We start from the raw sequence: 22,499 nt of genomic DNA, 5'->3' as shown, positions 1-22,499 counted from the left end.
GACGATAAAATATTCATAAAGAACATAGACAGAAAGGAGGAAGCTGATTGCAAACCATCACCCTTCGCCTCCGTCTCCATCGCCCGACGCAGGCGAAGATCCGGCGGTATCGGGAACTCGTGGAACGCACCACAGCGCTGGCGAACAACCTCGTCGCCGCCGGGAGGCCAAAGGGGCTCACCAGTCGGACGGCGCGGGCGTATCTCGCCGGTGACCTTCCGTCGGCCGTGATCAACCAGGTGCTTCGGGACGTGGCGGCGCATCGGGACGTTCAGACGTTCCGGGTCCTCTGGCCGTCGTTTAACAACCAGAACCTGCGTTTAAAGAAGGTCGGGGACTTCTGGACGGCATCGTTTCCAACGCCGGCCGGCCGGGTTCGGGTGCCGCTTGCGGTAACCCCTGAGCAGGCCGCCCTCCTCGAACGCCTCGGCCGGGACGTCTTGCAGGGAGCGGCGAAGCTGTACGAAAAGCGCGGTCGGTGGTTCCTCGCCCTTTCGGTCACGCTGCCCGTCGAGGAGAAGACGGCTGGGACTGAGTCCGGGAAAATTGCCGGGATCGACATGGGGCTTCGTTATCTCGCGGTCGTGAACGCGGGCGGGGAGACGCTCTTTTTCTCTGGCGATCAGGCAGCCTACGTCCGCCGCCGGTATCACGCCCTTCGCCGGCGGATGGGGAAAGCGAAAGCTTTAAAAGCGATCCGTCAAATGAAGGACAAAGAGGCCCGCTGGATGAAAGACCGGGACCACAAGATCAGCCGGGCCATCGTCGATTGGTGCCTCGCCCGTGGCGTGGGCATCATCCGGATGGAGAAGCTGGAAGGGATTCGCCGGCGGAACACCCGGAAGCGCGACTTCGGGCGATCGCTTCATTCCTGGTCTTTCTATCGGCTTCAGCAATTCATCGCCTACAAGGCGCGCCTCGCCGGTATCCGCGTCGAGTGGGTCAACCCGAAGGATACCAGCCGGACGTGTCCGCGGTGCGGGCACTGCGCTTCGGAGAACCGAAGCGGGATTCGGTTCCGGTGCCGGAAGTGCGGCTACCAGGGCCACGCCGATGTCGTCGGCGCCTGGAACGTGAGCCTTGCGATGAGCGGCCTGGCCGAGGCGGCGTAGGCCGCCGTTCGAGGGCCGCCGCCCGGTGCGGTAACGCCTTTCGGCGGAACGCAGCCGGGGCGGGCCGATGACCCGGCCTGGATGGCGCTGCGATGAGGCCGAAGCTGAAAGGCATGAGGCTGAGCAAGCGCTAACCTCCCCGTGGGAATCCCCGGAATTCATTCCGGGGAGGAGGTCAAGCCGCTTTATCTGAGCGGAACGCCCCTGGGGTTCTGGATCGCGCACGTGCTCATCACGTTTCCGTATGTCGTGCGGTTCGTTCTGGCCGGCTTGAGCGGGTACGATGCGACGCTCGAGCGGGCGGCCCAGATCCTCGGGGCCCGGCCGCTTCGGGTGTTCTGGGATGTGACGCTTCCGCTGCTTCGGCCGGCGATCGTCTCCGGCGGGATGTTCGCTTTTCTGACGTCGTTCGACAACGTGACGGTGTCGCTGTTCCTCGTCTCGCCGAAGATGCGGACGCTGCCGACGGAGATTTTTTCTCATATGCAGGATGCGTACTCGCCGATCGTCGCCTCGGTCTCGAGCGTCGTCGTCCTGATTTCGGTCGTTTTCATCGCCGTCCTGGAGCGGCTTTACGGCGTCGGGCGGCTGTTTGCGTCGCACTGAGCGGATGGTTTGCGTTGCGCCGAGCGGGGATAAGCGTGGCCCGCGTCGGACGGATTTTAAGCGTTAAAGGGAGCGGACTTCGGGCGTCGCGCCGGGCGGGCGCGGCCGGGTCGCGTGGCGAAAAAGGGGGGGCGAAAACGGGGGCGATGGATCAAACGCTGGACCTCCTCGTCGTCGGCGGCGGCATCGTCGGGCTGGCGACGGCCTATCGGTTTTTGGAACGCCGCCCCGATGCGACGGTCGTCGTGCTGGAGAAAGAGGACGACGTGGCCCGGCACCAGACGGGCCGAAACAGCGGCGTCATCCATTCGGGGATCTACTACCGCCCGGGGAGCCTGAAGGCCCGCTTTGCCCGGGAGGGCGGGGAGGCCCTGTTTTCGCTGGCAAAAGCGTGGGGGCTTCCGCACGCCCGGCCGGGAAAGGCGCTCGTCGCCCGAGACGAGGCGGAGGCGGAGCGGCTCGAGGCGCTGTATGTCCGCGGGAGGCAAAACGGCCTTCGGGTCGAGTGGATCGGCCCGGACGACCTCCGGACGAAAGAACCGCACGTCCGGGCGCACCGGGCGCTCTGGGTGCCGGAGACGGGGGTGATCGACTTTGCCGCCGTGGCGCGGGCGCTCCGGGAGGAGATCGTCCGCCGGGGCGGCGCGGTGCGAACCGGCCACCGGGCGCTGGCCTTGTTCGACGAGGGGGCCCGGGTGCGGGCGGTCGTCCGGCGGCAGGACGGGGACCGGGCGGTCGAGGACGTCTTTTTTGCCCGGCGGGCGGTGAACGCCGCCGGCCTTTGGTCCGACCGGCTGGCTCGGGCGAGCGGGCTTCGGCCGCCGGTCCGGATCGTGCCGTTTCGCGGCGAGTATTTTGAACTTCGGCCGGAGCGCCGGTCGCTCATTCGGGGGCTCGTCTATCCGGTGCCGGATCCGCGCCTTCCGTTTCTCGGGGTGCATTTTACCCGCGGCGTCGACGGGGCGGTGCACGTCGGCCCGAACGCGGTGCTGGCGTGGGCGCGGGAAGGGTACGACCGTCGGGCCTTCGACTTCAAAGAGGCGGTCGACCGGCTGAAGGGGCCGGATTTCTGGCGCATGGCGTGGCGGTATCGCGGCCTCGGCCGGGAGACGATGCTCCGGTCGTGGAGCCGGGAACGCTTTCTCCGGGAGGCTCGGACCCTGGTGCCGGCGCTGGGGGCGGAGGACTTGGTCCCGGGAGGCGCCGGCGTTCGGGCCCAGGCGGTCCGGCGGGACGGGACGCTGGAGGATGATTTTGTGCTGCTCGAGACGGGCCGGATCGTCCATGTGCTGAACGCGCCGTCGCCGGCGGCGACGGCGGCCCTCGCCATCGGCGAGGCGCTGGCGGTGAAAATCGATCGGGCGACCCGCATCGGAGAAAAGAAGTGAATCCTTTTTTCCGTATTGACTCGGCGAAATCCATAAAATAAAATGAAGACACCGTCGGAACGTTTTGACCCCAGCCCTCGGCTCAGAAGGGCGGTCGACCGGTCCCGCTCTGTCGGCGGCCGGGGAGCGGGGCCGGAAAGGGGGCGGAAGCGGTCGCGAAAGGAAAGCGGCTGAAGCAGATCGTTTACCTGTAATGAGCGATCGTTCGTTCACCTTCCGTTGTCGAAGGGCGGATCGCTCGTCAGGGGGTGGGATGTCGAACCGGTTGCGCCGAAGATCGATGGTTGAGCGCCGCATCGCGACGTGACCGCAATGAAGCTGCAAAAAGGACAAAGGCCAGGGGAGGGCGGCGGGATAATCGGACAGGGGATCGAACTTTCTCCCGAAGTCGAGCGCCGGCAGCGGCGCCGAGCGGTGGCGTCGAGCATCATCGGCACGACGATCGAGTGGTATGATTTCTTCGTCTACGGGACCGTGGCCGCGCTCGTCTTTCCGAAGCTCTTCTTTCCCGGCAACGATCCGTATGTCGCTCTGATGCAGACGTTTTTGACCTTCGCGATCGGGTTTCTCGCACGCCCCCTCGGCGGAATGTTCTTCGGGCACTTCGGCGATCGGATCGGCCGCAAGACGAGGCTCATCGTGACGATCGTCCTCATGGGGGCGGCGACGACGCTGATGGGGCTGATGCCGACCTATGAACACATCGGCCTCTGGGCGGCGGTGCTGATCACGCTGCTTCGCTTCCTGCAAGGCTTTTCCGTCGGCGGCGAATGGGCCGGGGCGGTCATCTTGGCGCTGGAGTGGTCAGAGCGTCCGAAGCGGGGGCTCATGGCGAGTCTGCCTCAGATGGGCGTGCCGTTCGGCCTCATCCTGTCCTCGGGGGTCGTGTCGCTGACGATCGTCTTGACGGGCGATGCGTTCGACGTGTGGGGCTGGCGGATTCCGTTTCTCCTCAGCTTCATCCTGCTCGTCCTCGGCGTGTGGATGCGCCTTTCGGTGATGGAGACGCCGATTTTTCAGCAGGTGTTGAACACGCGCCGGACGGCGCGGGCGCCGCTTTTGGAGACGTTTCGCCGGCATCCGGCCTCGCTCTTTTTCGGTTTGCTGGCCAATCTACAAGTTTTTGCAACGTTTTATATTTTCAATACTTATTTTGTTAGCTACGGAGCAACGATTCTTCAGATGCCCAAAAATCTGTTCGTCAACGCGACGCTGGTGGGAGCGATCGTGCTGATGTTGACCATCCCGATCGCCGGGTTTTTGTCGGACCGGGTGCCGCGGCGGTCGGTCGTCTTGTTCGGGTATGCGCTGACGGTCGTCTACGCGTACCCTTACTTTGCCCTCGTCAATACGAAATCGCCCGGCGCCATCGTCCTGGCGGCGGCGATCGGGCTGATGCTGTTTGGCATTTTCTACGGGCCGATTGCGGCGGTGAACACCGAGAACTTTCCCCCGGCCCTGCGGTATACCGGATCGTCGCTCATCTATCAGGTGGCCGGGGCGACGGCCGGCGGCTTTTCGCCGATGATCGCCACCTATTTGCTGAAAACGTTCGGAACGACCCATGCGATCAGCGCCTACATCGCCCTCGTCGGCGTGCTGTCGCTCATCGGGACGGCGGTGCTCAAAACCGTCGCGGAGCGGGAGATGCGCTGGGTCGGCGGGGAGACGGCGGCGGCAGAACAGCCGGCGGAATGACGGTCCGGAAGGGACGGTCGGCCGGATCCGCCGCAAGGCGGCCGCCATGTTTGCCGGTCCAAGGCTTGGATGGACGCAACGAGCGGTTTCGATGAGCGGTGAGGCCCGATCCATTCTGGAAGGGATCGAAGATGCCGGCGATGAGCATGCAGAGTGCGCACGAAAAGGAGGAACGTCGATGCTTTTGACGCGGATGGCGGAAAAAACCCTTCAGCGCGAAGGGGTCCCGTATCGGGCGCCGCTTACGCCGGCGATGTTTCTCGAGCGATCGGCGGTGGCGTATCGGGACGTCGTGGCGGCGGTCGACGGCGATCGCCGCCTGACGTACTCCGAGCTCCACGAGCGGGTGCACCGGCTGGCCAACGGGCTGGAACGGTTGGGCGTCGGGTATGGCGATCGGGTGGCCGTGCTGGCGCCGAACACGCGGATGGCGCTGGAGGCGCACCTGGCCCTACCGCTCATGGGGGCGGTGATCGTGCCGATCAACATCCGCCTGAAGAGCGCGGAGATCGCTTATATCCTCGATCATTCCGAGGCGTCGGTGCTCCTGATCGACGCGGCGCTTTATCGGGACCATGCGGCGATGCTGGCGGAACGCCGGCTCCGGCACGTGATCTTCGACGGCGAGGCGGCGGTCGACGGCACGCCGCCCTGGGCCCGGCACGACTATGAAGGTCTTCTGAATGCGGCGCCGGCGGAGATCCGGCCGGTGGCGGTTCGGGACGAATGGGACCTCATCAGCCTGCATTACACGAGCGGCACGACGGGCCGCCCCAAAGGGGTGATGCTCCATCATCGCGGCGCTTTTTTGAACGCTTTGGCGGAAGTGATCGAGGCAAAGATGCAGTCGGAAGACGTCTATCTCTGGACGCTGCCGATGTTCCATGCGGCCGGATGGTGTTTTCCGTGGGCGGTCACCGCCGTCGGGGCGACGCACGTGCTCCTTCCGAAGGTTGATCCGGAGCGGATCGTGGCCCTCATCGAGGCGGAGGGGGTGACCCACTTCAGCGCCGCGCCGACGGTGCTGACGATGATCGCTCAGCACCTGGAGCGGACGGGGCGGGCATTTCCCAGGCCGGTGCACATCATCACCGCCGCGGCGCCGCCGTCGCCGGCGCTTCTTCGGCAGATGGAAGGGCTCGGCGCCCGAATCACCCACGTCTACGGGCTGACGGAAGTTTACGGCCCGTTTACCGTGAACGCGTGGCGGAAGGCGTGGGAGACGCTCCCGCTGGAAGAACGGGCCCGGCTGAAGGCGCGGCAGGGGGTGCCGTACGTCGGGCTGGGGGACGTGGACGTCGTCGATGCCGAGATGCGGCCGGTGCCGGCCGACGGCGAGACGATGGGCGAAGTCGTCATGCGGGGAAACGGCGTCATGCTCGGGTATTACAAGGATCCGGCCGCGACGGAAAAGGCGTTTGCCGGGGGCTGGTTCCATACGGGCGATCTCGGCGTGATGCATCCGGACGGCTACATCGAGCTTCGGGACCGGGCGAAGGACATCATCATCTCCGGCGGTGAAAACATCAGCTCGATCGAAGTGGAGCGGGTGCTCCTCGAGCATCCGGCGGTGCTGGAAGTGGCGGTCGTCGGCGTTCCGGACGAAAAATGGGGAGAAGTGCCGAAGGCGTTCGTCACCTTGAAGCCGGGCCGCACGGCTACGGAGGCCGAGCTCATCGCCTTCTGCCGGGAGCGCCTCGCCCACTTTAAGTGCCCGAAGACGATCGAATTCGGCGAGTTGCCGAAGACGAGCACCGGGAAGATCCAGAAGTACGTCCTCCGGGAACGGGAATGGCAGGGGCGCGACCGGCGCATCTACGGGGGAGGGGAAGGCCGGTGAGCGAAGGGCGGTCGATCAGCCGGTTTCCGATCCCGGATCCGTCGGCCCTGCCGGAGGACGTGCGGGCCCGCATGGAGGCGGTCCGGGCGAAGACGGGGTTTTTGCCGAACGTCTTTCTCGCGCTGGCCCACCGGCCGGAGGAATTTCGCGCCTTTTTCGCCTATCACGATGCGCTCATGGAGCGGCCGGGGGGCCTCACCAAGGCGGAGCGGGAGATGATCGTCGTCGCCACGTCGGCGGCCAACCGCTGCCTGTACTGCGTCGTCGCCCACGGGGCGATTTTGCGCCTTCGGTCGAAAAATCCGCGTCTTTCGGATCAGTTGGCGACCAACTACCGCCGGGCGGAGATCACGCCGAGGCAGCGGGCGATGCTCGATTTTGCCATGAAGGTGGCGCTCGCCTCGGCGGACATCACCGACGCGGACATCGAGGCGCTCCGGGAGGCGGGTTTTTCCGACGACGAGATCTGGGACATCGGCGCGATCGCGGCGTTTTTCGCCATGAGCAATCGCCTGGCGAACATGAGCGGCCTTTGGCCGAACGAGGAGTTCTATGGGATGGGGCGCTAAGTGAAAGGAGTGACACGATGGCGGCGCTTGTCCACGTGGAGAAAAAGGGGCCGCTTGCGCGGGTGCGGATGGACGATGCCGGCCGGCACAATACGCTGACGGTCGAGATGATGACCGAGCTTAAGGCCAGGCTCGAAGCGATCGCCGCGGCCCGGGAGACGGTCGTCGTCATCTTGGAAGGGCGGGAGAATGTGTTTTCCGCCGGCCATCACCTCGGAGAAATTCAGGAGCGGGATCTTCACGGGGTGCATGCGCTTTTTGAGCTGGGGTATGCGCTCAAACGGGTGATTCGGGAGATGCCGCAGGTGGTGCTGGCGAAGGTGCGGGGGCTCGCCGTGGCCGCGGGGCTGGAGCTGGTGGCGGCGAGCGACCTGGCGGTGGCCGCCGAGACGGCCCGCTTCGGAACGACGGGCATTCGCTGGGGGCTTTTCTGCAGCACGCCGGGGGTGTTTTTAAGCCGGAACGTGCCGCGGAAGAAGGCGGCGGAGATGCTCTTTACCGGTCGGCTGTACAGCGCCGAAGAGGCCAAGGCGATGGGGCTCGTCAACGAGGTGGCCCCGGACGAGCGGCTGGATGCGGTCGCCGAGGAGCTGGCCCTGCAGGTGGCCGCCCACAGCCTGGACGTCGTCGAGCTCGGAAAACGGCTGTTTTACCGGCAGTATCCGCTGGACGAGTGGACGGCGCTCGCTTATGCGACGGAAGTGATCGTCCGCAACAGCAAACATCCGGACGCCGTGGCGGGCATTCAGGCGTTTTTGGACAAGCGGACGCCGTCGTGGCAGGACGGGATCGAGCGGCCGGCCCCGGCGCCGAAATGAGATGCGATGATCGAGGATCGAGGGGTTGAACGGTGAAGATGGAGCAAAGGTTTCGGGCGCTCGTCGTCGAGCGGACGGCCGACGGCGGCGTCGCCGCGGCCGTCCGGGAGCGGACGACGGACGATCTGCCGGAAGGGGAGCTCCTCGTCCGGGTGGCGTACTCGAGCGTGAACTACAAAGACGGCCTGGCGATCCGGCCGGACGGGAAGATTCTCACCCGCTACCCGATGGTGCCGGGGATCGACCTCGCCGGCGTCGTCGTCGCCTCGGAAGACGATCGGTTTCGTCCCGGGGATCGCATCCTCGCCACCGGGTACGGGCTCGGCGTGTCGCACGAAGGCGGATTTAGCGAATGGGCGCGCCTGCCGGCCGACTGGGCCGTCCCGCTTCCGGAGGGCATGACGCTCAAAGAGGCGATGGCCCTCGGAACGGCCGGCTTCACGGCGGCGCTGTCGGTTCACCGGCTGTTGGAATGGGGGCTTACGCCGGAGCGGGGGCCGGTGCTCGTCACGGGGGCGACGGGCGGCGTCGGGTCGATGGCGGTGGCGATCCTGGCCCGGATCGGGTTTACGGTCGTGGCCAGCACCGGGAAAACGGAAGCCCATGATTTTTTGCGGCGGCTTGGGGCCTCCGAAGTGCTCGATCGGGAGGCGGTGGCGGCCGAGAGCCGGAAGGCACTGGAAAAAGAGCGGTGGGCGGCCGCCGTCGACCCGGTCGGCGGCCGGACGACCCCGTCGGTCTTGAAGGCGATCCGCTACGGCGGGGCGATCGCCTTAAGCGGTCTCGCCGGCGGAAGCGCGCTCGAGACGACGGTGTTCCCTTTTATCCTTCGGGGGGTGAGCCTCCTTGGCATCGATTCCGTCTACTGCCCGATGTCCCTTCGGGAGGAGCTTTGGCGTCGTCTGGCGGGACCGTGGAAGCCGCCGGAGCTTCTCGCCATGACCCGGGAGGTCGGACTCGACGGGATCATCGAGGCGCTTGAGGCGATCCTTCGCGGGGCGGTTCGAGGGCGGATCGTCGTGCGGCTGGGAGGAGAAGAACAAACTTGAATTCGAAAAGGAAGGATACCCGTGAAAATCAAAGCGTATGTTTTAAGGGAAATGGGGTTACCCGGTCCGTACGAGAAAAGTCGACCGCTCCGTCTCGAGACGGTGGTGCTCGATCCTCCAGGTCCGGGAGAAGTGCTGGTCCGGATTCGGGCGACCGGGCTTTGCCATTCGGATTTGTCCGTGATCGACGGCAGCCGGCCGCGGCCGATGCCGATGGTTCTGGGCCATGAAGCGGCGGGAGAAGTGGTCGACGTCGGCCCGGGCGTGACGGATCTTCGTCCGGGAGACCATGTGGTCAGCGCTTTTGTCCCGAGTTGCGGGCACTGTTTGCCCTGTCAGGAAGGTCGGCCGGCGATGTGCGAGCCCGGAAACGCGGCCAACGTCGCCGGAACGCTATTGAGCGGAGAAATCAAGCTCCATCTTGACGGCGAGAAGCTTCACCATCATCTGGGCGTCTCCGGGTTTGCCGAATATGCCGTCATGGACCGCCGCTCCCTGGTCAAGGTCGATCCGGATCTTCCGTTTGACACGCTGGCGGTGTTTGGCTGCGCGGTGCTCACCGGCGTCGGGGCCGTCGTTAACACCGCCCGGGTTCCGGACGGGAGCACCGTCGCCGTCGTCGGTCTGGGCGGCGTCGGATTCAGTGCGCTTTTGGGGGCGCAGCTGGCCGGAGCGCGGCGGCTGATCGCGGTGGACATCCACCCGAAAAAACTGGAGCTGGCCACCGATTTCGGGGCGACGGACGTGTTCGATGCCCGAGATCCGGACGTCGTGCGACAGATTCGGGAGCTCACCGGCGGAGGGGTCGATTTCGCCTTTGAAACCGCCGGGTCGGTCGACGCGATGTCCGTCGCTTACGGGATCACCAGGCGCGGCGGCACGACGGTGACGAGCGGCTTGCCGCACCCGGATCACCAGTTCGCCTTTCCGCTGGTGACGATGACGGTAGAGGAACGGACGGTGAAAGGGTCGTATATGGGGAGCGCCGTTCCGGCCCGAGACATTCCCCGCTACATCGAGCTGTACCGACGCGGGAAGCTGCCGATCGAAAAACTTTTGTCCGATCGGGTGCCGTTTGAACGGTTGAACGAAGGGTTCGACCGGTTGCGCCGCGGAGATGCGGTGCGGCAGGTGGCGGTGATGCCATAGCGGCGGGCGGCGGCATTTCGTCGCGAGGCGCCGCATACCGTAACGGAAGGAGGTTCCCACATGCGTTTCGATCGCCCGTTCGAACGCTATGTCGTCGGCGAGCGACACCGAAGCCGCGGCCGGACGGTGACGGAGGCGGACATTGTCGCCTTTGCCGGCGTATCGGGGGACTTTTTCCCGCTTCACGTCGACGAGACGTATGCCAGGCGGACGCGCTTTGGCCGGCGGATCGCCCACGGGATGCTGACGCTTTCTTTGGCGACCGGTTTGTATACGCTTTCACCGGAGTGGGTGATCGCGTTTTACGGGCTGGATCGGGTGCGTTTCGTCCGGCCGGTCGGGATCGGCGAGACGATCGCCGTCGAAAGCGAAGTGGCGGGGCTCCTCGATCGGGATCCGGCCTCGGGCATCGTCGTCGTCGACCAGACGATCGTCAACGCGCGGGGGGAGGCGCTCGTTTCCGGCCGGATCCGCATGCTCGTCCGCAAAGAAAGCGCGTCGACCGGGGAACGCGAATAGGGGGCGAGAGCGTGCCGCATCCCACCGGGGAGGAGGCGTACCGGCTGCCGCGATTTGCCCGGCAAGCGCTTCGGGCGCGGTTTCGCTGGGAAATACCGGAATTCTTTAACCTGTCGGTCGATACGGTCGAGCGGTGGGCGCGGCGGACGCCGGAACGGGAGGCGCTCGTCGAACCCGGCGGGCGGACGCTGACGTACGGGGCGCTGGCGGATCTGGCCGCCCGCCTGAGCGCCGTGTTTGCCGCGCGTGGGATCGGAAAGGGGGACGTCGTCGGGGTGCTCGTGCCGCCGTCGGTCGAGGCGGCGCTGGCGCACCTTTCGCTTTACCGCCTGGGGGCGATCGTGCTGCCGCTTTCGCCGGTGTTCGGGGAGGCGGCCCTCCGCTACCGTCTCGAGCATTCCGGCGCGAAGGCCCTCATTGTCGGCCGGCGGTCGCTGGACGTTCATGAGACGCTGTTTCGGACGGCCGGCGTCGACGCGTGGCCGGCCGACCGCCTGCCGGCCTGGGCGGAAGAAGCCCGCCCGGCGAATCCCGCGGCGACCCGGGCGGACGACCCGGCGCTCCTCGTCTATACGTCGGGAACGACCGGACCGCCGAAGGGGGCGCTGCTTCCGCACCGGGTGCTGCTCGGACATCTTCCCGGGTTTTACCTGTACTCAAACTTCCCGCAATTTCCGGCTCGTTACTGGTCTCCGGCCGAGTGGGCGTGGGTCGGCGGATTGCTCGACGTTTTGTTTCCGGCCTGGTTTTACGGCTTTACGGTGATCGCCTACCGGGCGCCCAAGTTCGATCCGGAAGCGGCGTTCCGGCTCCTCGAGACCTACGCCGTGACGCACACGTTTCTCTTTCCGACGGCGCTCAAAATGATGCGGGCCTCAGGATACCGGCCGAAACGCCTGGCCCTCCAAAGCGTCCACGCCGGCGGCGAGCCGCTCGATCCGGAGCTTCAGGCGTGGAGCGCGGAGACGTTCGGGCTTCCGATCAATGAGTTCTACGGCCAGACGGAAGCCAACCTCCTCATCGGCCACTGTCATCCGGTCGATCCGCTCCGGCCGGGTTCGATGGGCCTGGCCTATCCCGGGCACGAGGTCGTCCTTCTGGATGAGTCCGGTGCGCCGGTTTCTCCCGGGACGGTGGGCGAAATCGCCCTCCGGTTGCCGGATCCGGTGGCGTTTCTCGGCTACTGGAAAAACGACGCGGCGACGGCGGAAAAAACGGCCGGGGGATTTTTGCGCACCGGGGACCTCGCGGTGCGGGACGAGGAAGGCTATTTCTGGTTCCGGGGACGGAAGGACGACATCATCAATGCCGCCGGGTATCGTCTCGGCCCCCACGACATCGAAAGCGCCCTTCTTCGGCATCCGGCGGTGGCGATGGCGGCGGCGATCGGCGTCCCGGATCCGGTGCGGGGGGAGCGGGTGGCGGCTTACGTTCAGCTCGTCTCGGGAGCGAAGCCTACGGAAGCGCTGGCATCGGCGCTCAAGGCGCTGGTCCGAAACGCGGTCGGACACCACGCGGTTCCCGGGGAGATCCGTTTCGTCGAGGCGCTGCCTCTTACGCCGACGGGCAAGCTCATGCGGCATGTCCTTCGGGCGGAGGCTCGCGCCCGGGCTGCCGAAGCGGGGGAGGCGCCACCGTTCGGCGGCGGGCCTTCGGACCCGAACGGCGGAGAAAAGGCCGAAGACCGGGCTTAGATGCCCCGGCGGGCCGATATGCGCGGGCGGTCCCCCGTGTTCCGTCGGACCGTTACGCGTCGACAGACCGCATGTCGTCAAGGAGACATGTCGTAAAGGAGAGGTCTTCCATGGATGACGGGGAAAATTTCGTTGCGCCGGGACCGGACGCCCCGGAGCCGACCGGGCCGAAGGCGGCCTTTCCGGACGGCGAGATGCGGGCGGCGGTCTTCTACGGCGTCGGCGAACGGATGCGGATCGAACGCCTGCCGATCCCGAAGCCCGGTCCCGGCGAGGTGCTCGTCCGCGTCGCCGCCTGCGGCGTCTGCCATTCGGACCTGCATGTGCTCCGCGGGGAGATCGCTTTTCCGACGCCGGCGGTGCTCGGCCATGAAATCTCCGGCACGGTGGCCGCCGTCGGGCCGGGGGTGACGGCGGTCGCGGTCGGCGATCGGGTGGTCGGCACGTTCATCCTCCCGTGCGGCCGCTGCGAGGCGTGCGCCGCCGGACGGGACGACCTGTGCGAAAATTTCTTTCGTTACAACCGTCTGTCCGGCCGGCTGTACGACGGGCGGTCCCGCCTTGCCTTTCCCGACGGCCGCCCGATCGCCATGTACTCGATGGGCGGGCTCGCGGAGTATGCGGTGCTGCCGGAGACGGCGGTCTACCGCCTCCCGGACGGGCTTCCGCTTCATCCGTCGGCCGTCCTCGGCTGTGCGGTCATGACGGCCTACGGGGCCGTCCGCCACGGCGGGGACGTCCGGCCGGGAGAGACGGTGGCGGTCGTGGCGGTCGGAGGGGTCGGGCTGAACGTCGTTCAGTGGGCGCGACGCTTTGGTGCCCGGACCGTGATCGCCATCGACGTGGAACCGGCCAAGCTCGAACTCGCCCGTCGCCTCGGCGCGACCGAAGCGGTGCTTGCCGAGGAAGCCCGGGAAAAGGTGCGAGCGATGACCGGCGGAAAGGGGGTGGACGTCGCCTTTGAAGCCTTGGGCCGGCCGGAGACGGTGGAGCTTGCCCTTTCCCTCGTTCGGGACGGCGGCCGCCTGGTCGCCATCGGCCTCGCTGCGGGAGAAGCCAAAGCCGAAGTGCCGATCACGCATCTCGTGCGGCGGGGGCTTTCGATCCGGGGCTCTTACGGTGCCCGGGTGAGGCAGGATCTGCCGACGATGCTCGCCCTCGTCGCAGACGGGGCCATCGACCTGGCGGGGACGGTGACCCGCGTCTACGATCTCGCTGCCGTCAATACGGCGTACGCCGATCTCGCGGCGCGGAAGATCGCCGGACGTGCCATCGTGCGCATGGCGGAAGGAGGAGAGTCCCGTGACGCTTGAAACGCTTCCGTCGCTTGACGCCGCGGAAATGGCGCGGCAGCGGCGCCGAGCCGCCATCTCCAGCGTCATCGGAACGACAATCGAATGGTACGACTTCTTTCTGTACGGAACGATGGCGGCGCTCGTCTTCCCGCAGCTCTTCTTTCCGAAGGGCGACCCGTACGTGGCCTTGATGCAGTCATTTACGACGTTTGCGCTCGGATTCGTGGCTCGGCCCGTCGGCGCGGCGATTTTCGGACATTACGGCGATCGCCTCGGGCGAAAGACGACGCTCGTGGTGACGCTCCTTCTCATGGGCCTGGCCACCGCCTTCATCGGCCTCATGCCGACGTACGACGCCGTCGGTCTCTGGGCGGCGGTCATCGTCACCGTCCTTCGTCTGATTCAAGGGATCGGCATCGGGGGCGAATGGGGCGGCGCGATCCTCCTCTCGATGGAGTGGGGGGATGAACGCCGCAGGGGATTTATGGCAAGTTTGCCGCAGATGGGCGTGCCGTTCGGCTTGTTGCTCTCTTCGATCGTGACGACGCTCACGATCGCCGCCACCGGCGACGCGTTCGGCACGTGGGGCTGGCGGATTCCGTTTCTCTTGAGCCTCATCCTCGTCGCCGTCGGGCTTTATGTGCGCCTTAAAGTGTACGAGTCGCCGCTCTTTCAAAAGGCGCTGGCCCAGAAGGCGATCAGCCGCGTCCCGGTCGGCGAGGTGCTCGTCAAGCATCCGGGAGAAATCGTCTGGTCGATGCTCGCCCGGGTGGTGGAAAACGGTTCGTTCTACATCTTCGTCACCTTCATCATCAGCTACGGAACGACCTACCTCGGCATGGACAAAAGCGTCTTCGTCAACGCCACGATCGTCGCGGCGCTGGCCAACATGATCGCGATCGCTTTCTTCGGCCACTTGTCGGACCGGATCGGCCGGAAGCGGACGTATCTGATCGGCGTGCTCATGATGATCCTTTGGGCTTTTCCGTATTACGCCCTTGTCAACACGAAAAACGTCGGATTCATTTTTCTGGCGACGATCATCGCGATGTTCTTGCACGGGATCCTGTACGGGCCGCAGGCGGCCCTCATCGCGGAAAACTTTCCGACGCGGCTTCGCTACAGCGGCGCCTCGCTGGGATATCAGCTCACGGCGATCATCGCCGGCGGTCCGGCGCCGCTCGTAAGCACGTGGCTCTTGAAAACGACCGGCTCGTCGGCGGCGATCTCGCTGTATGTCATCGTCCTCGGCCTGATCTCCCTTGCCGGAACGGCGATGTTAAAAGACCGGACGGAAGCGCCGCTGGAATGAGGGCAGGCTTCACCTCGGCAGAAGCCGTCGTCGGACGACAAAGCTTTCGGAAAGCGCAAAATACCTCTTAAGCGAAGGCGGAAAAGACGTCGCGCGGCGGCGCCTCTTGGCGCCGCCGTTTCATTAAAATTTCCTTGGAACCTTCCGATACACTTCTTACCGGAAACCGCCGTACATAAGGCATCCAGAAAGTGCCCCATCAGGCATGCATCAGACCCTCCGTAAGACACGCATCAGGCGTCTCGTCAGGTCCGCATCAGCGGTTCCGACACCGGCCGTCGGATCATGAGCGGCCACCGGATCGTGAGCGGAAAGATGGGAGGAAGATCGATGGAAAAGGCACAGTCTCGCCGGCGCATCATCGGGTATGCGGTATTGAGCGTCTTGTTCGCGCCGCTGGTCTGGTTCTTGTATGTCACCGGAATCGCTCGCCTCGTCGATGCCGGGACGCTCGCCGGTGCCTTTTTCGCCTGGCCGGTGCTCCTTTGGGTTTTTGTTTACTTGGCAGGCACGCTGGGGATGCTGCACGCCTTCTGGGTCGCGCTTGAGCATGGTGCTTCGGAAACCGTTTACCGCTGGCTTGTCGGGTTTCCGCTCGCCTTTCTTCTTTGGATGTTGATCTATGCGCCGATCGGGGTTGGGATCACCGCGGGCCGTCTTGCGGACGTCTCGCCGCTTCAGTTTTGGGCCCTGGAGTCGTTCGGCATCGGCGCGGCGGTGCCGGTGACGCTTATCTTCTACGTGCTCATCGTGTTCGAATACGAAAAAGTCTTTGCCGAAAAGGCGTTTCGGCACCGGTCAACCGGGTTGTTTTCCTCCTCGGTCCGGCTTGGGGCCGGGATTTTCCTGCAGCTTCTGGCGACGATCCTCATGAGCAGCGCTTCGGCCGTCGCCCACCTGGAGACGTTCCAGCGGTCGGCCGACTGGCTCGTCATCGGCCGGACGCTTCTTCTGAGCGACATCGGCAACCTCATCCTGGGGACCCTGTTTGTCAGCATCGCCATGCGGGCGTCGCACCGGGCGCTCCGGGAGGTGGCCCGGGCGATGCAGGAGGCGGCGCAGGGCGAGGCGGACCTTACGGTCGCCGTGCCGGTCCAGACGATGGATGAGACCGGCACCCTCGCCTGGTGGTTCCGGCAGTACGTCGCCAAGCTCCGGGCGGCGATCCGCCAGGCCCAGGAAATGGAGCGCACCAGCGGGTCGTTCATCGCCGAAGTGCAGGAGATGGCGGATCAACTCGGCGCCGTGTCGGAAGAAGTGAGCCAGGTGATCACCCAGCTCGCCGAAGCGACGGAAAAGCAGACGCAGCGCATCCAGAACGCTTCGGAAGCCGTCGACGGCGTCAAGGAGCGGCTCGTTCGGATGGCGGAAGGGGCGGAGACGGTCCGGACCCTCTCCGGCGAAAGCCAGGCCAAGGCCGAGCGCGGCGTCGAGGCGGTCGAGGCCCTGGTCCTCGACGGGCGCGAAGTCTTGAAGGCGAACCAGGAGATGCGCTCCGTCTCCGACCGGGTGACGGAGATGACCCGCGAGATGGTGGAGGTGCTGGCGCAGATCCAGGAGATCGCCACCCAGACGCAGCTTCTGGCCTTGAACGCCTCGATCGAGGCGGCCCGGGCGGGGGAGCACGGCCGGGGCTTTGCCGTCGTAGCGGAGGAGATCGGCAAACTCGCCGTCCAGTCGGCCGGTTTCGTGAAAAAAGTGCGGGAAACGCTCGACGAGGTGGCCGAAGGAGCGCGGCAGCTTTCCGAGCAGGTGAACGAGGAAAGCGGCCTCCTCCGGCGGCACATCGAGCGGCTCGAAGAGACGGGACGGCTCTTCCCGGTCGTCGCTGAGCAGGCGAAAAAGACGGACCGGGCGATCGGCGAGCTTTCGGACGGCTTGAAATCGATCGAGGCGTACGCCGCCCAGGTCGCCGCCTCCCTGGCCGAAGTGGTCGCCTTTGCCGAGGAGTCGTCGGCGTCGGCGGAAGAAGTCGCCGCCTCGAGCGAGGAGACGGGGGCGCTGGCGGAAAATCTCCGCGGGCAGATCGCCGCCCTCAAAGAGGGATTCGACCGCCTGACGGAGACGCTGAAGCAGTTTAAGCTGTGACGGCTCATGGCGCGTGACGCGTTCCGGCGCGCGACGGTATGCGGCATGCGAGACTTGCGGCATGGGCGACTTTCGGCGGGCGACGGCTTCGGGCAAACGACCTTTTCGACGTGCGACCGCTTTCGGCGCGCGACGGTTTGAGGGCCGGCACGGGTCGCCGGATTCCGGACGCGGGGAACGCCGTGCCGGCGGGCGGCCGATGGGCGCGGGAAGGCCCGCGAAGCGGAGCGGCCTTGCGCTCATCGGCTGCCGGTGTTTTCACGGTTGCAGCGCAAAAATAAATAGCCCCATCCTATAGACGAACGGCCAGGAGATGATTATAATCTTAAGCAGGTTTGCCACCACCATCCGAAAATTTTGTGAATGGATGGGGGAAAAACAAAGGGGGTTGTCGATCGATGACGAAACGGACATGGCCCGTTCGGGGGCGCTGGCTCCTCCTGCTGGCGGCGTTCTTGTTCGTCCTTGCCGGTTGCGGCACGGGCGGAAAGGGAACGTCCGACACCGGGTCGCCGCAGGCGTCGACGCCCTCCGGCGGAGAGGCGGCCAAGGGTGAGGCGGCCAAGGGTGAGGTGAAAATCGGTCTCAACCTGGAGCTTTCCGGCAACGTCTCGTCCTACGGCACGTCGGCGGCGAACGGCGCCGAGCTTGCGGCGGAGGAGCTGAACAAGCAGGGCGGCATCGACGGCATGACGATCAAGCTCGTCAAGCAGGACAACCGCTCCGACAACGCCGAGTCGGCGAACGTGGCCGTGCGGCTCATGACGCAGGATAAGGTGTCGGCGATCATCGGCGCGGCAACGTCCGGCAACACGAAGGCGATGATCCAGCTGTCGACGGAGAACAAGGTGCCGGTCGTCTCGCCGGCGGCGACGGCGGCGTCGGTGACCGTCGACGAGAAGACGGGCCAGGTCCACCCGTACATGTTCCGGGCGTGCTTCATCGACCCGTTCCAGGGGAAGGTCGCGGCGCAGTTCGCCCTGAACGATCTGAAGGCGAAGACGGCGGCCGTCTACATCGACTCGTCGAGCGACTACTCGAAGGGGCTCGCCGCCTCCTTCATCGATACTTTCAAGGCCGCCGGCGGCACGATCGTCGCCGAAGAGTCGTACGTCCAGAAGGACACCGACTTCCGTTCGACGCTCACCCGCATCAAGGACAAAAATCCGGACGTCCTCTACGTTCCGGGGTACTACGAGGAAGTCGGGCTCATCATCAAGCAGGCGCGGGAGCTCGGCTACACCGGCCCGATCGTCGGCGGAGACGGCTGGGGTTCGCCGACGCTCCTCGAGCTCGCCGGGAAAGAGGCGCTCAACAACACGTTCTTCACCCACCACTACTCGTCCGAGGACCCGGATCCGGCGGTGCAGGCGTTCGTCAAGGCGTACAAGGATAAATTCGGCAAGACGCCGGACGGCTTCGCCGCCCTCGGCTACGACGCGATGTACCTCCTCGCCGACGCCATCAAGCGGGTGGGGTCGTCCGATCCGGAGAAGATCGCGCAGGCGCTGGCGGAGACGAAAGACCTCCAGCTCGTCACCGGCAAGATCTCGATCGACGAGAACCACAACCCCGTCAAGGCGGCGGCCATCATCGAGTTCAAGGACGGCAAGCAGACGTTCCGGACGAAAGTCCAGCCGGAGTGATTAAAAGCCGAGCCGGAGCGAGGTTCGGAGCCAAAAGACCGGCCGTTCGGGTACGGCGACGGAGCCGGTCGAGAATCGGGCGGCCGCCGGCGACGGCGCGGTCGCAAGCGATCCGGGCCGGTCGGCGGTCCGATTTGCGGAGAAGGTGGGAAGCGCCCGGAGGGGCGCTTCTCCACCGTTTTTTGATGAAAAGGACGGTGCTTCCATGAACTGGATGCAGCAGCTTTTAAACGGCATCTCGGTCGGCAGCATCTACGCCCTCATCGCCCTCGGCTACACGATGGTCTACGGCATCGTCAAGCTCATCAACTTCGCCCACGGGGACGTCTTCATGCTCGGGGCGTTCATCGGCTTCTATGCGATCACGGTGCTTCATCTCGGCTTTATTCCGGCGATCCTCCTCACGATGGCGGTGACGTCGATCATCGGCGTCATCATCGAGCGGGTGGCGTACCGCCGCCTCCGGAATTCGCCCCGGATCGCGGCGCTCACGACGGCGATCGGCGTGTCGCTCTTTATCGAGTACACGACGATCTACGTCCGCGGCGCCCAGCCGGACGTCTACCCGGACCTTTTCGGCGACCGGGTGATCCGGGTGTTCGGCGCGACGACGCGGCTCGATACGCTCGTCATCCTCCTCATCGCCTTTTTGCTCATGCTCCTTCTGCAGTGGATCGTCCACTACACGAAGATCGGGAAGGCGATGCGGGCCGTCTCGTACGACGCCGACGCGGCCCGCCTGATGGGCATCAGCGTCGACCGGACGATCTCCTGGACGTTTGCCTTGGGGTCGGCCCTGGCCGGCGCCGCCGGCGTCATCTTCGGCCTCTACTACACGAAGATCGATCCGCTCATGGGGCTCATCCCAGGGCTCAAGGCGTTCGTGGCGGCGGTGATGGGCGGGATCGGGAGCATCCCCGGGGCGATGGTCGGCGGCCTCCTCCTCGGCCTCGTCGAGACGGGGGTGAGCGCCCTCGGCTTTTCCCTTTTCCGGGACGCCGTGGCGTTCATCATTCTCATCCTGATCCTTCTCTTCATGCCGCAGGGGCTCTTCGGGAAAAACGTCCGGGAGAAAGTGTAGGTGACGCCGATGACCATCGCGCCGGATCGAAAGCGTCTAGTCCTCCTCTTCTTCGGGATCGTTGCGCTGTACGCCGTCGTTCAAGCGGGGCTTTCTGCCGGCTGGATCGGCCGCTTTTATGAAAACATGCTCATGAACATCGGCATCAACATCATGCTCGCCGCAAGCCTCCACCTCATCATCGGCGTGACGGGGCAGTTTTCCATCGGCCACGCCGGCTTTCTCGCCGTCGGGGCGTACACGTCGGCGGTGCTCACGACGAAGCTCGATCAGCCGTTTCTCCTCGCCATCCTCGCCGCCGGCGTGGTGGCGGCGCTTTTCGGTCTTTTCGTCGGGGCTCCGACGCTCCGCCTCCGGGGAGACTACCTCGCCATCGCCACCCTCGGCTTCGGGGAAATCGTCCGCATCACCCTGTACAACATCGACTACGTCGGCGGCGCCGCCGGGATGCAGGTAAAACATCTCACGAACTGGACGGTGCTGTACGGGGCCGTCGTCGTCATGCTCGTCGTCATCGCGAACCTGACCCACTCCGCCCACGGCCGGGCGATGCTCGCGGTGCGGGAAGACGAGGTGGCGGCGGAGGCGATGGGGGTGCCGACGACGTACTATAAGGTGCTCGCCTTTGCCGTCGGGGCGTTTTTTGCCGGCATCGCCGGGGCGATGTACGCGCATCAGTTTTACATCATCCAGCCGGTCGCCTTCAGCTTCCTGAAGTCGTTTGAGATCCTCGTCTTCGTCGTCCTGGGCGGCCTCGGGAGCCTGAGCGGGGCGGTTTTGGCGGCGACGCTTCTTAGCGTCGTGAACATTTACCTGCAGGCGTTTCCGGAGACGCGGATGATCCTCTACAGCCTGGTGCTCATCCTCGTCATGCTTTACCGGCCTCAGGGGCTCATGGGCAACCGCGAGCTCGGCGACCTCTTCCGCCGCCGGGCGAAGGAGGCGTGACGGATGACGACGAAGGCGCGCGTGCTGGAGACGAAGGGGCTGACCATCCACTTTGGCGGCCTCACGGCGGTGAAAGACGTCGACCTTTATCTGGACGAAGGGGAGCTTGTCGCCCTCATCGGCCCGAACGGCGCCGGGAAGACGACGGTGTTCAACCTGCTGACCGGCGTCTACCGGCCGACGGCGGGGGAGATCCGCTTTTTCGGCGAGCGGATCGACGGCACCGCGCCCCACCGCCTGACGCGGAGGGGGATCGCCCGGACGTTTCAGAACATCCGGCTGTTCCAGAACCTGACCGTCCTCGACAACGTGCGGATCGCCTACCAGGTGAACACGCATCATACGTTCATCGACTCGATCTTCCGCCTTCCCCGCTTTTTTCGGGAAGAAAATCGGATGCTCGCGGAGAGCCGGAAGCTCCTCGAGCGGGTGGGGCTTTCTGCCGTCGAAGGGGAACTCGCCCGAAACCTTCCCTACGGCATGCAGCGGCGGCTGGAGATCGCCCGGGCGCTGGCGACGCGGCCGAAGCTCCTCCTCCTTGACGAGCCGGCGGCGGGGATGAATCCCCGGGAGACGCAGGAACTCATGGACCTCATCCGCCAGGTGCGGGAGGCGTTCGGGCTCACGATCCTCCTCATCGAGCACGACATGTCCCTCGTCATGTCGGTGAGCGAGCGGATCTACGTCCTCGACCACGGCGCCCTCATCGCCCACGGCACGCCGGCGGACGTGCGGAAAAACCCGCGGGTGATCGAAGCGTATCTGGGGGAGGCGGCGGAAGATGCTCTCGCTTGAGGCGATCGACGTCTATTACGGGAAAATCCACGCCTTAAAGGGCGTCTCGCTTTCGGTCGACGAAGGGGAGATCGTCACCCTGATCGGGGCCAACGGCGCCGGGAAGACGACGCTCCTTCGGACGATCTCCGGCCTTGTGCGGCCGAAAAACGGGACGATCCGCTTCCGGGGCGAGGACCTCACCCGCCGCCGGCCGGAGGACATCGTCGCCCTCGGCATCTCCCACGTGCCGGAAGGCCGCCGGGTGTTCGCCAACCTGACGGTGAAGGAAAACCTCGAGATGGGCGCCTACCTCAGGCGGGATCGGGCGGGCATCCAGGCCGACCTGGAGCGGGTGTTCGCCCTCTTTCCGCGCCTTAAGGAGCGGCTTCGGCAGCCGGCCGGGACGCTCTCCGGCGGCGAACAGCAGATGCTCGCCATCGGCCGAGCGCTCATGGCCCGGCCGAAGCTTCTCCTCATGGACGAGCCGTCGATGGGGCTTGCGCCCGTCCTTGTTCAGACGATCTTCGGCATCATCCGGGAGATCAACGCGCAGGGGACGACGATCCTCCTCATCGAGCAAAACGCCCACATGGCCCTCGGCGTCGCCCGCCGGGCGTACGTCATCGAGACGGGGCGGATCGTGCTGGAGGGTCCGAGCGAGGCGCTCCGGCAGAGCGAAAAGGTGCGGGCGGCGTACCTCGGCGGCTAGCGCCGTCTGGGGTCTCCGGCGGCCGTCGGGCGGCCATGCGGTCGCTTTTCGACCGCCGGAGCCTTCAAGGCCGGCGCCCTCCACCGACGGGCCCCGGCGTCCGGGCGTCGGTCGTTGCCCGCTTCCGGCGGATCCCGGGCCCGGCGTATATGGGACCGGTCTCGCTGGCAAACTGGAAACAGGTGCCACGCGGGAGGGAGC

Annotated in this window: 18 protein-coding genes and 1 pseudogene; all 19 read left to right on the top strand. The window is 65.7% G+C overall.

Translation table 11 applies throughout. The annotated features are described in order from the left end of the window. Positions 1 to 47: 47 nt before the first annotated feature. The 19 genes and pseudogenes from K2M58_RS10560 to K2M58_RS10470 all read left to right on the top strand — a co-directional run bounded on the left by K2M58_RS10560 (position 48) and on the right by K2M58_RS10470 (position 22,298). Positions 48 to 1,112, top strand: coding sequence for an RNA-guided endonuclease TnpB family protein (locus K2M58_RS10560; protein ID WP_220677512.1), 1,065 nt, complete (start codon positions 48 to 50; stop codon positions 1,110 to 1,112). Positions 1,113 to 1,292: 180 nt separating this feature from the next. After that, a pseudogene (locus K2M58_RS10555) lies at positions 1,293 to 1,718 on the top strand (ABC transporter permease subunit); the annotation flags it as partial. A 146-nt stretch (positions 1,719 to 1,864) separates the two neighbouring features. Beyond that, a complete protein-coding gene (gene lhgO, locus K2M58_RS10550) occupies positions 1,865 to 3,106 on the top strand; it encodes an L-2-hydroxyglutarate oxidase (protein WP_220677510.1) in 1,242 nt (413 codons plus the stop codon). Positions 3,107 to 3,520: 414 nt separating this feature from the next. Further along, complete coding sequence (locus tag K2M58_RS10545) at positions 3,521 to 4,804, top strand: MFS transporter (protein ID WP_252393466.1); 1,284 nt, start codon at positions 3,521 to 3,523, stop codon at positions 4,802 to 4,804. A 178-nt stretch (positions 4,805 to 4,982) separates the two neighbouring features. Further along, the gene (locus K2M58_RS10540; protein WP_252393465.1) at positions 4,983 to 6,644 is read left to right on the top strand and encodes an acyl--CoA ligase family protein; all 1,662 of its coding nucleotides are present in this window, start codon (positions 4,983 to 4,985) and stop codon (positions 6,642 to 6,644) included. Then, positions 6,641 to 7,213 carry a peroxidase-related enzyme gene (locus tag K2M58_RS10535; RefSeq protein WP_220677508.1) on the top strand — a complete coding sequence of 191 codons (573 nt, stop codon included), beginning with the start codon at positions 6,641 to 6,643 and terminating at the stop codon, positions 7,211 to 7,213. Before K2M58_RS10540 ends, K2M58_RS10535 begins: the two co-directional genes overlap by 4 nt. 17 nt (positions 7,214 to 7,230) lie before the next feature. Then, on the top strand, positions 7,231 to 8,031 hold the full coding sequence (locus tag K2M58_RS10530; RefSeq protein WP_220677507.1) for an enoyl-CoA hydratase-related protein: 801 nt from the start codon (positions 7,231 to 7,233) through the stop codon (positions 8,029 to 8,031). 38 nt (positions 8,032 to 8,069) lie between these two features. Beyond that, on the top strand, positions 8,070 to 9,080 hold the full coding sequence (locus K2M58_RS10525; RefSeq protein WP_220677506.1) for an acrylyl-CoA reductase family protein: 1,011 nt from the start codon (positions 8,070 to 8,072) through the stop codon (positions 9,078 to 9,080). Positions 9,081 to 9,101: 21 nt separating this feature from the next. Beyond that, positions 9,102 to 10,229 carry a zinc-dependent alcohol dehydrogenase family protein gene (locus K2M58_RS10520; RefSeq protein ID WP_220677505.1) on the top strand — a complete coding sequence of 376 codons (1,128 nt, stop codon included), beginning with the start codon at positions 9,102 to 9,104 and terminating at the stop codon, positions 10,227 to 10,229. Positions 10,230 to 10,289: 60 nt separating this feature from the next. After that, complete coding sequence (locus K2M58_RS10515; RefSeq protein ID WP_220677504.1) at positions 10,290 to 10,748, top strand: MaoC/PaaZ C-terminal domain-containing protein; 459 nt, start codon at positions 10,290 to 10,292, stop codon at positions 10,746 to 10,748. An 11-nt stretch (positions 10,749 to 10,759) separates the two neighbouring features. Beyond that, positions 10,760 to 12,442, top strand: a complete 1,683-nt coding sequence (locus K2M58_RS10510; protein WP_220677503.1) for an AMP-binding protein — start codon at positions 10,760 to 10,762, stop codon at positions 12,440 to 12,442. A gap of 110 nt (positions 12,443 to 12,552) precedes the next feature. Further along, positions 12,553 to 13,755: a zinc-binding dehydrogenase gene (locus tag K2M58_RS10505; protein ID WP_220677502.1), complete on the top strand. Its 1,203-nt coding sequence runs from the start codon at positions 12,553 to 12,555 to the stop codon at positions 13,753 to 13,755. Positions 13,756 to 13,783: 28 nt separating this feature from the next. Further along, positions 13,784 to 15,049, top strand: a complete 1,266-nt coding sequence (locus K2M58_RS10500; protein ID WP_220678900.1) for an MFS transporter — start codon at positions 13,784 to 13,786, stop codon at positions 15,047 to 15,049. Between the two features lie 330 nt (positions 15,050 to 15,379). After that, positions 15,380 to 17,137 (top strand): methyl-accepting chemotaxis protein, encoded by a 1,758-nt coding sequence (locus K2M58_RS10495; protein WP_220677501.1) that lies wholly within the window; start codon positions 15,380 to 15,382, stop codon positions 17,135 to 17,137. A gap of 398 nt (positions 17,138 to 17,535) precedes the next feature. Beyond that, complete coding sequence (locus tag K2M58_RS10490) at positions 17,536 to 18,783, top strand: ABC transporter substrate-binding protein (protein WP_220677500.1); 1,248 nt, start codon at positions 17,536 to 17,538, stop codon at positions 18,781 to 18,783. A 205-nt stretch (positions 18,784 to 18,988) separates the two neighbouring features. Further along, positions 18,989 to 19,864: a branched-chain amino acid ABC transporter permease gene (locus K2M58_RS10485; protein WP_220677499.1), complete on the top strand. Its 876-nt coding sequence runs from the start codon at positions 18,989 to 18,991 to the stop codon at positions 19,862 to 19,864. A 9-nt stretch (positions 19,865 to 19,873) separates the two neighbouring features. After that, positions 19,874 to 20,812: a branched-chain amino acid ABC transporter permease gene (locus tag K2M58_RS10480; protein WP_220678899.1), complete on the top strand. Its 939-nt coding sequence runs from the start codon at positions 19,874 to 19,876 to the stop codon at positions 20,810 to 20,812. 3 nt (positions 20,813 to 20,815) lie between these two features. Beyond that, positions 20,816 to 21,607, top strand: a complete 792-nt coding sequence (locus K2M58_RS10475) for an ABC transporter ATP-binding protein (RefSeq protein ID WP_220677498.1) — start codon at positions 20,816 to 20,818, stop codon at positions 21,605 to 21,607. Further along, positions 21,594 to 22,298 (top strand): ABC transporter ATP-binding protein, encoded by a 705-nt coding sequence (locus K2M58_RS10470; RefSeq protein WP_066203377.1) that lies wholly within the window; start codon positions 21,594 to 21,596, stop codon positions 22,296 to 22,298. The genes K2M58_RS10475 and K2M58_RS10470 overlap by 14 nt, the downstream gene beginning before the upstream one ends. Positions 22,299 to 22,499: the final 201 nt, after the last annotated feature.

Source organism: Hydrogenibacillus sp. N12, from assembly GCF_019645935.1.
In the GTDB taxonomy this organism is placed as follows: domain Bacteria; phylum Bacillota; class Bacilli; order Thermicanales; family DSM-22653; genus Hydrogenibacillus; species Hydrogenibacillus schlegelii.
Note: the sequence above shows the minus strand (reverse complement) of the source record. Positions and strands in the feature narration are given on the sequence as shown.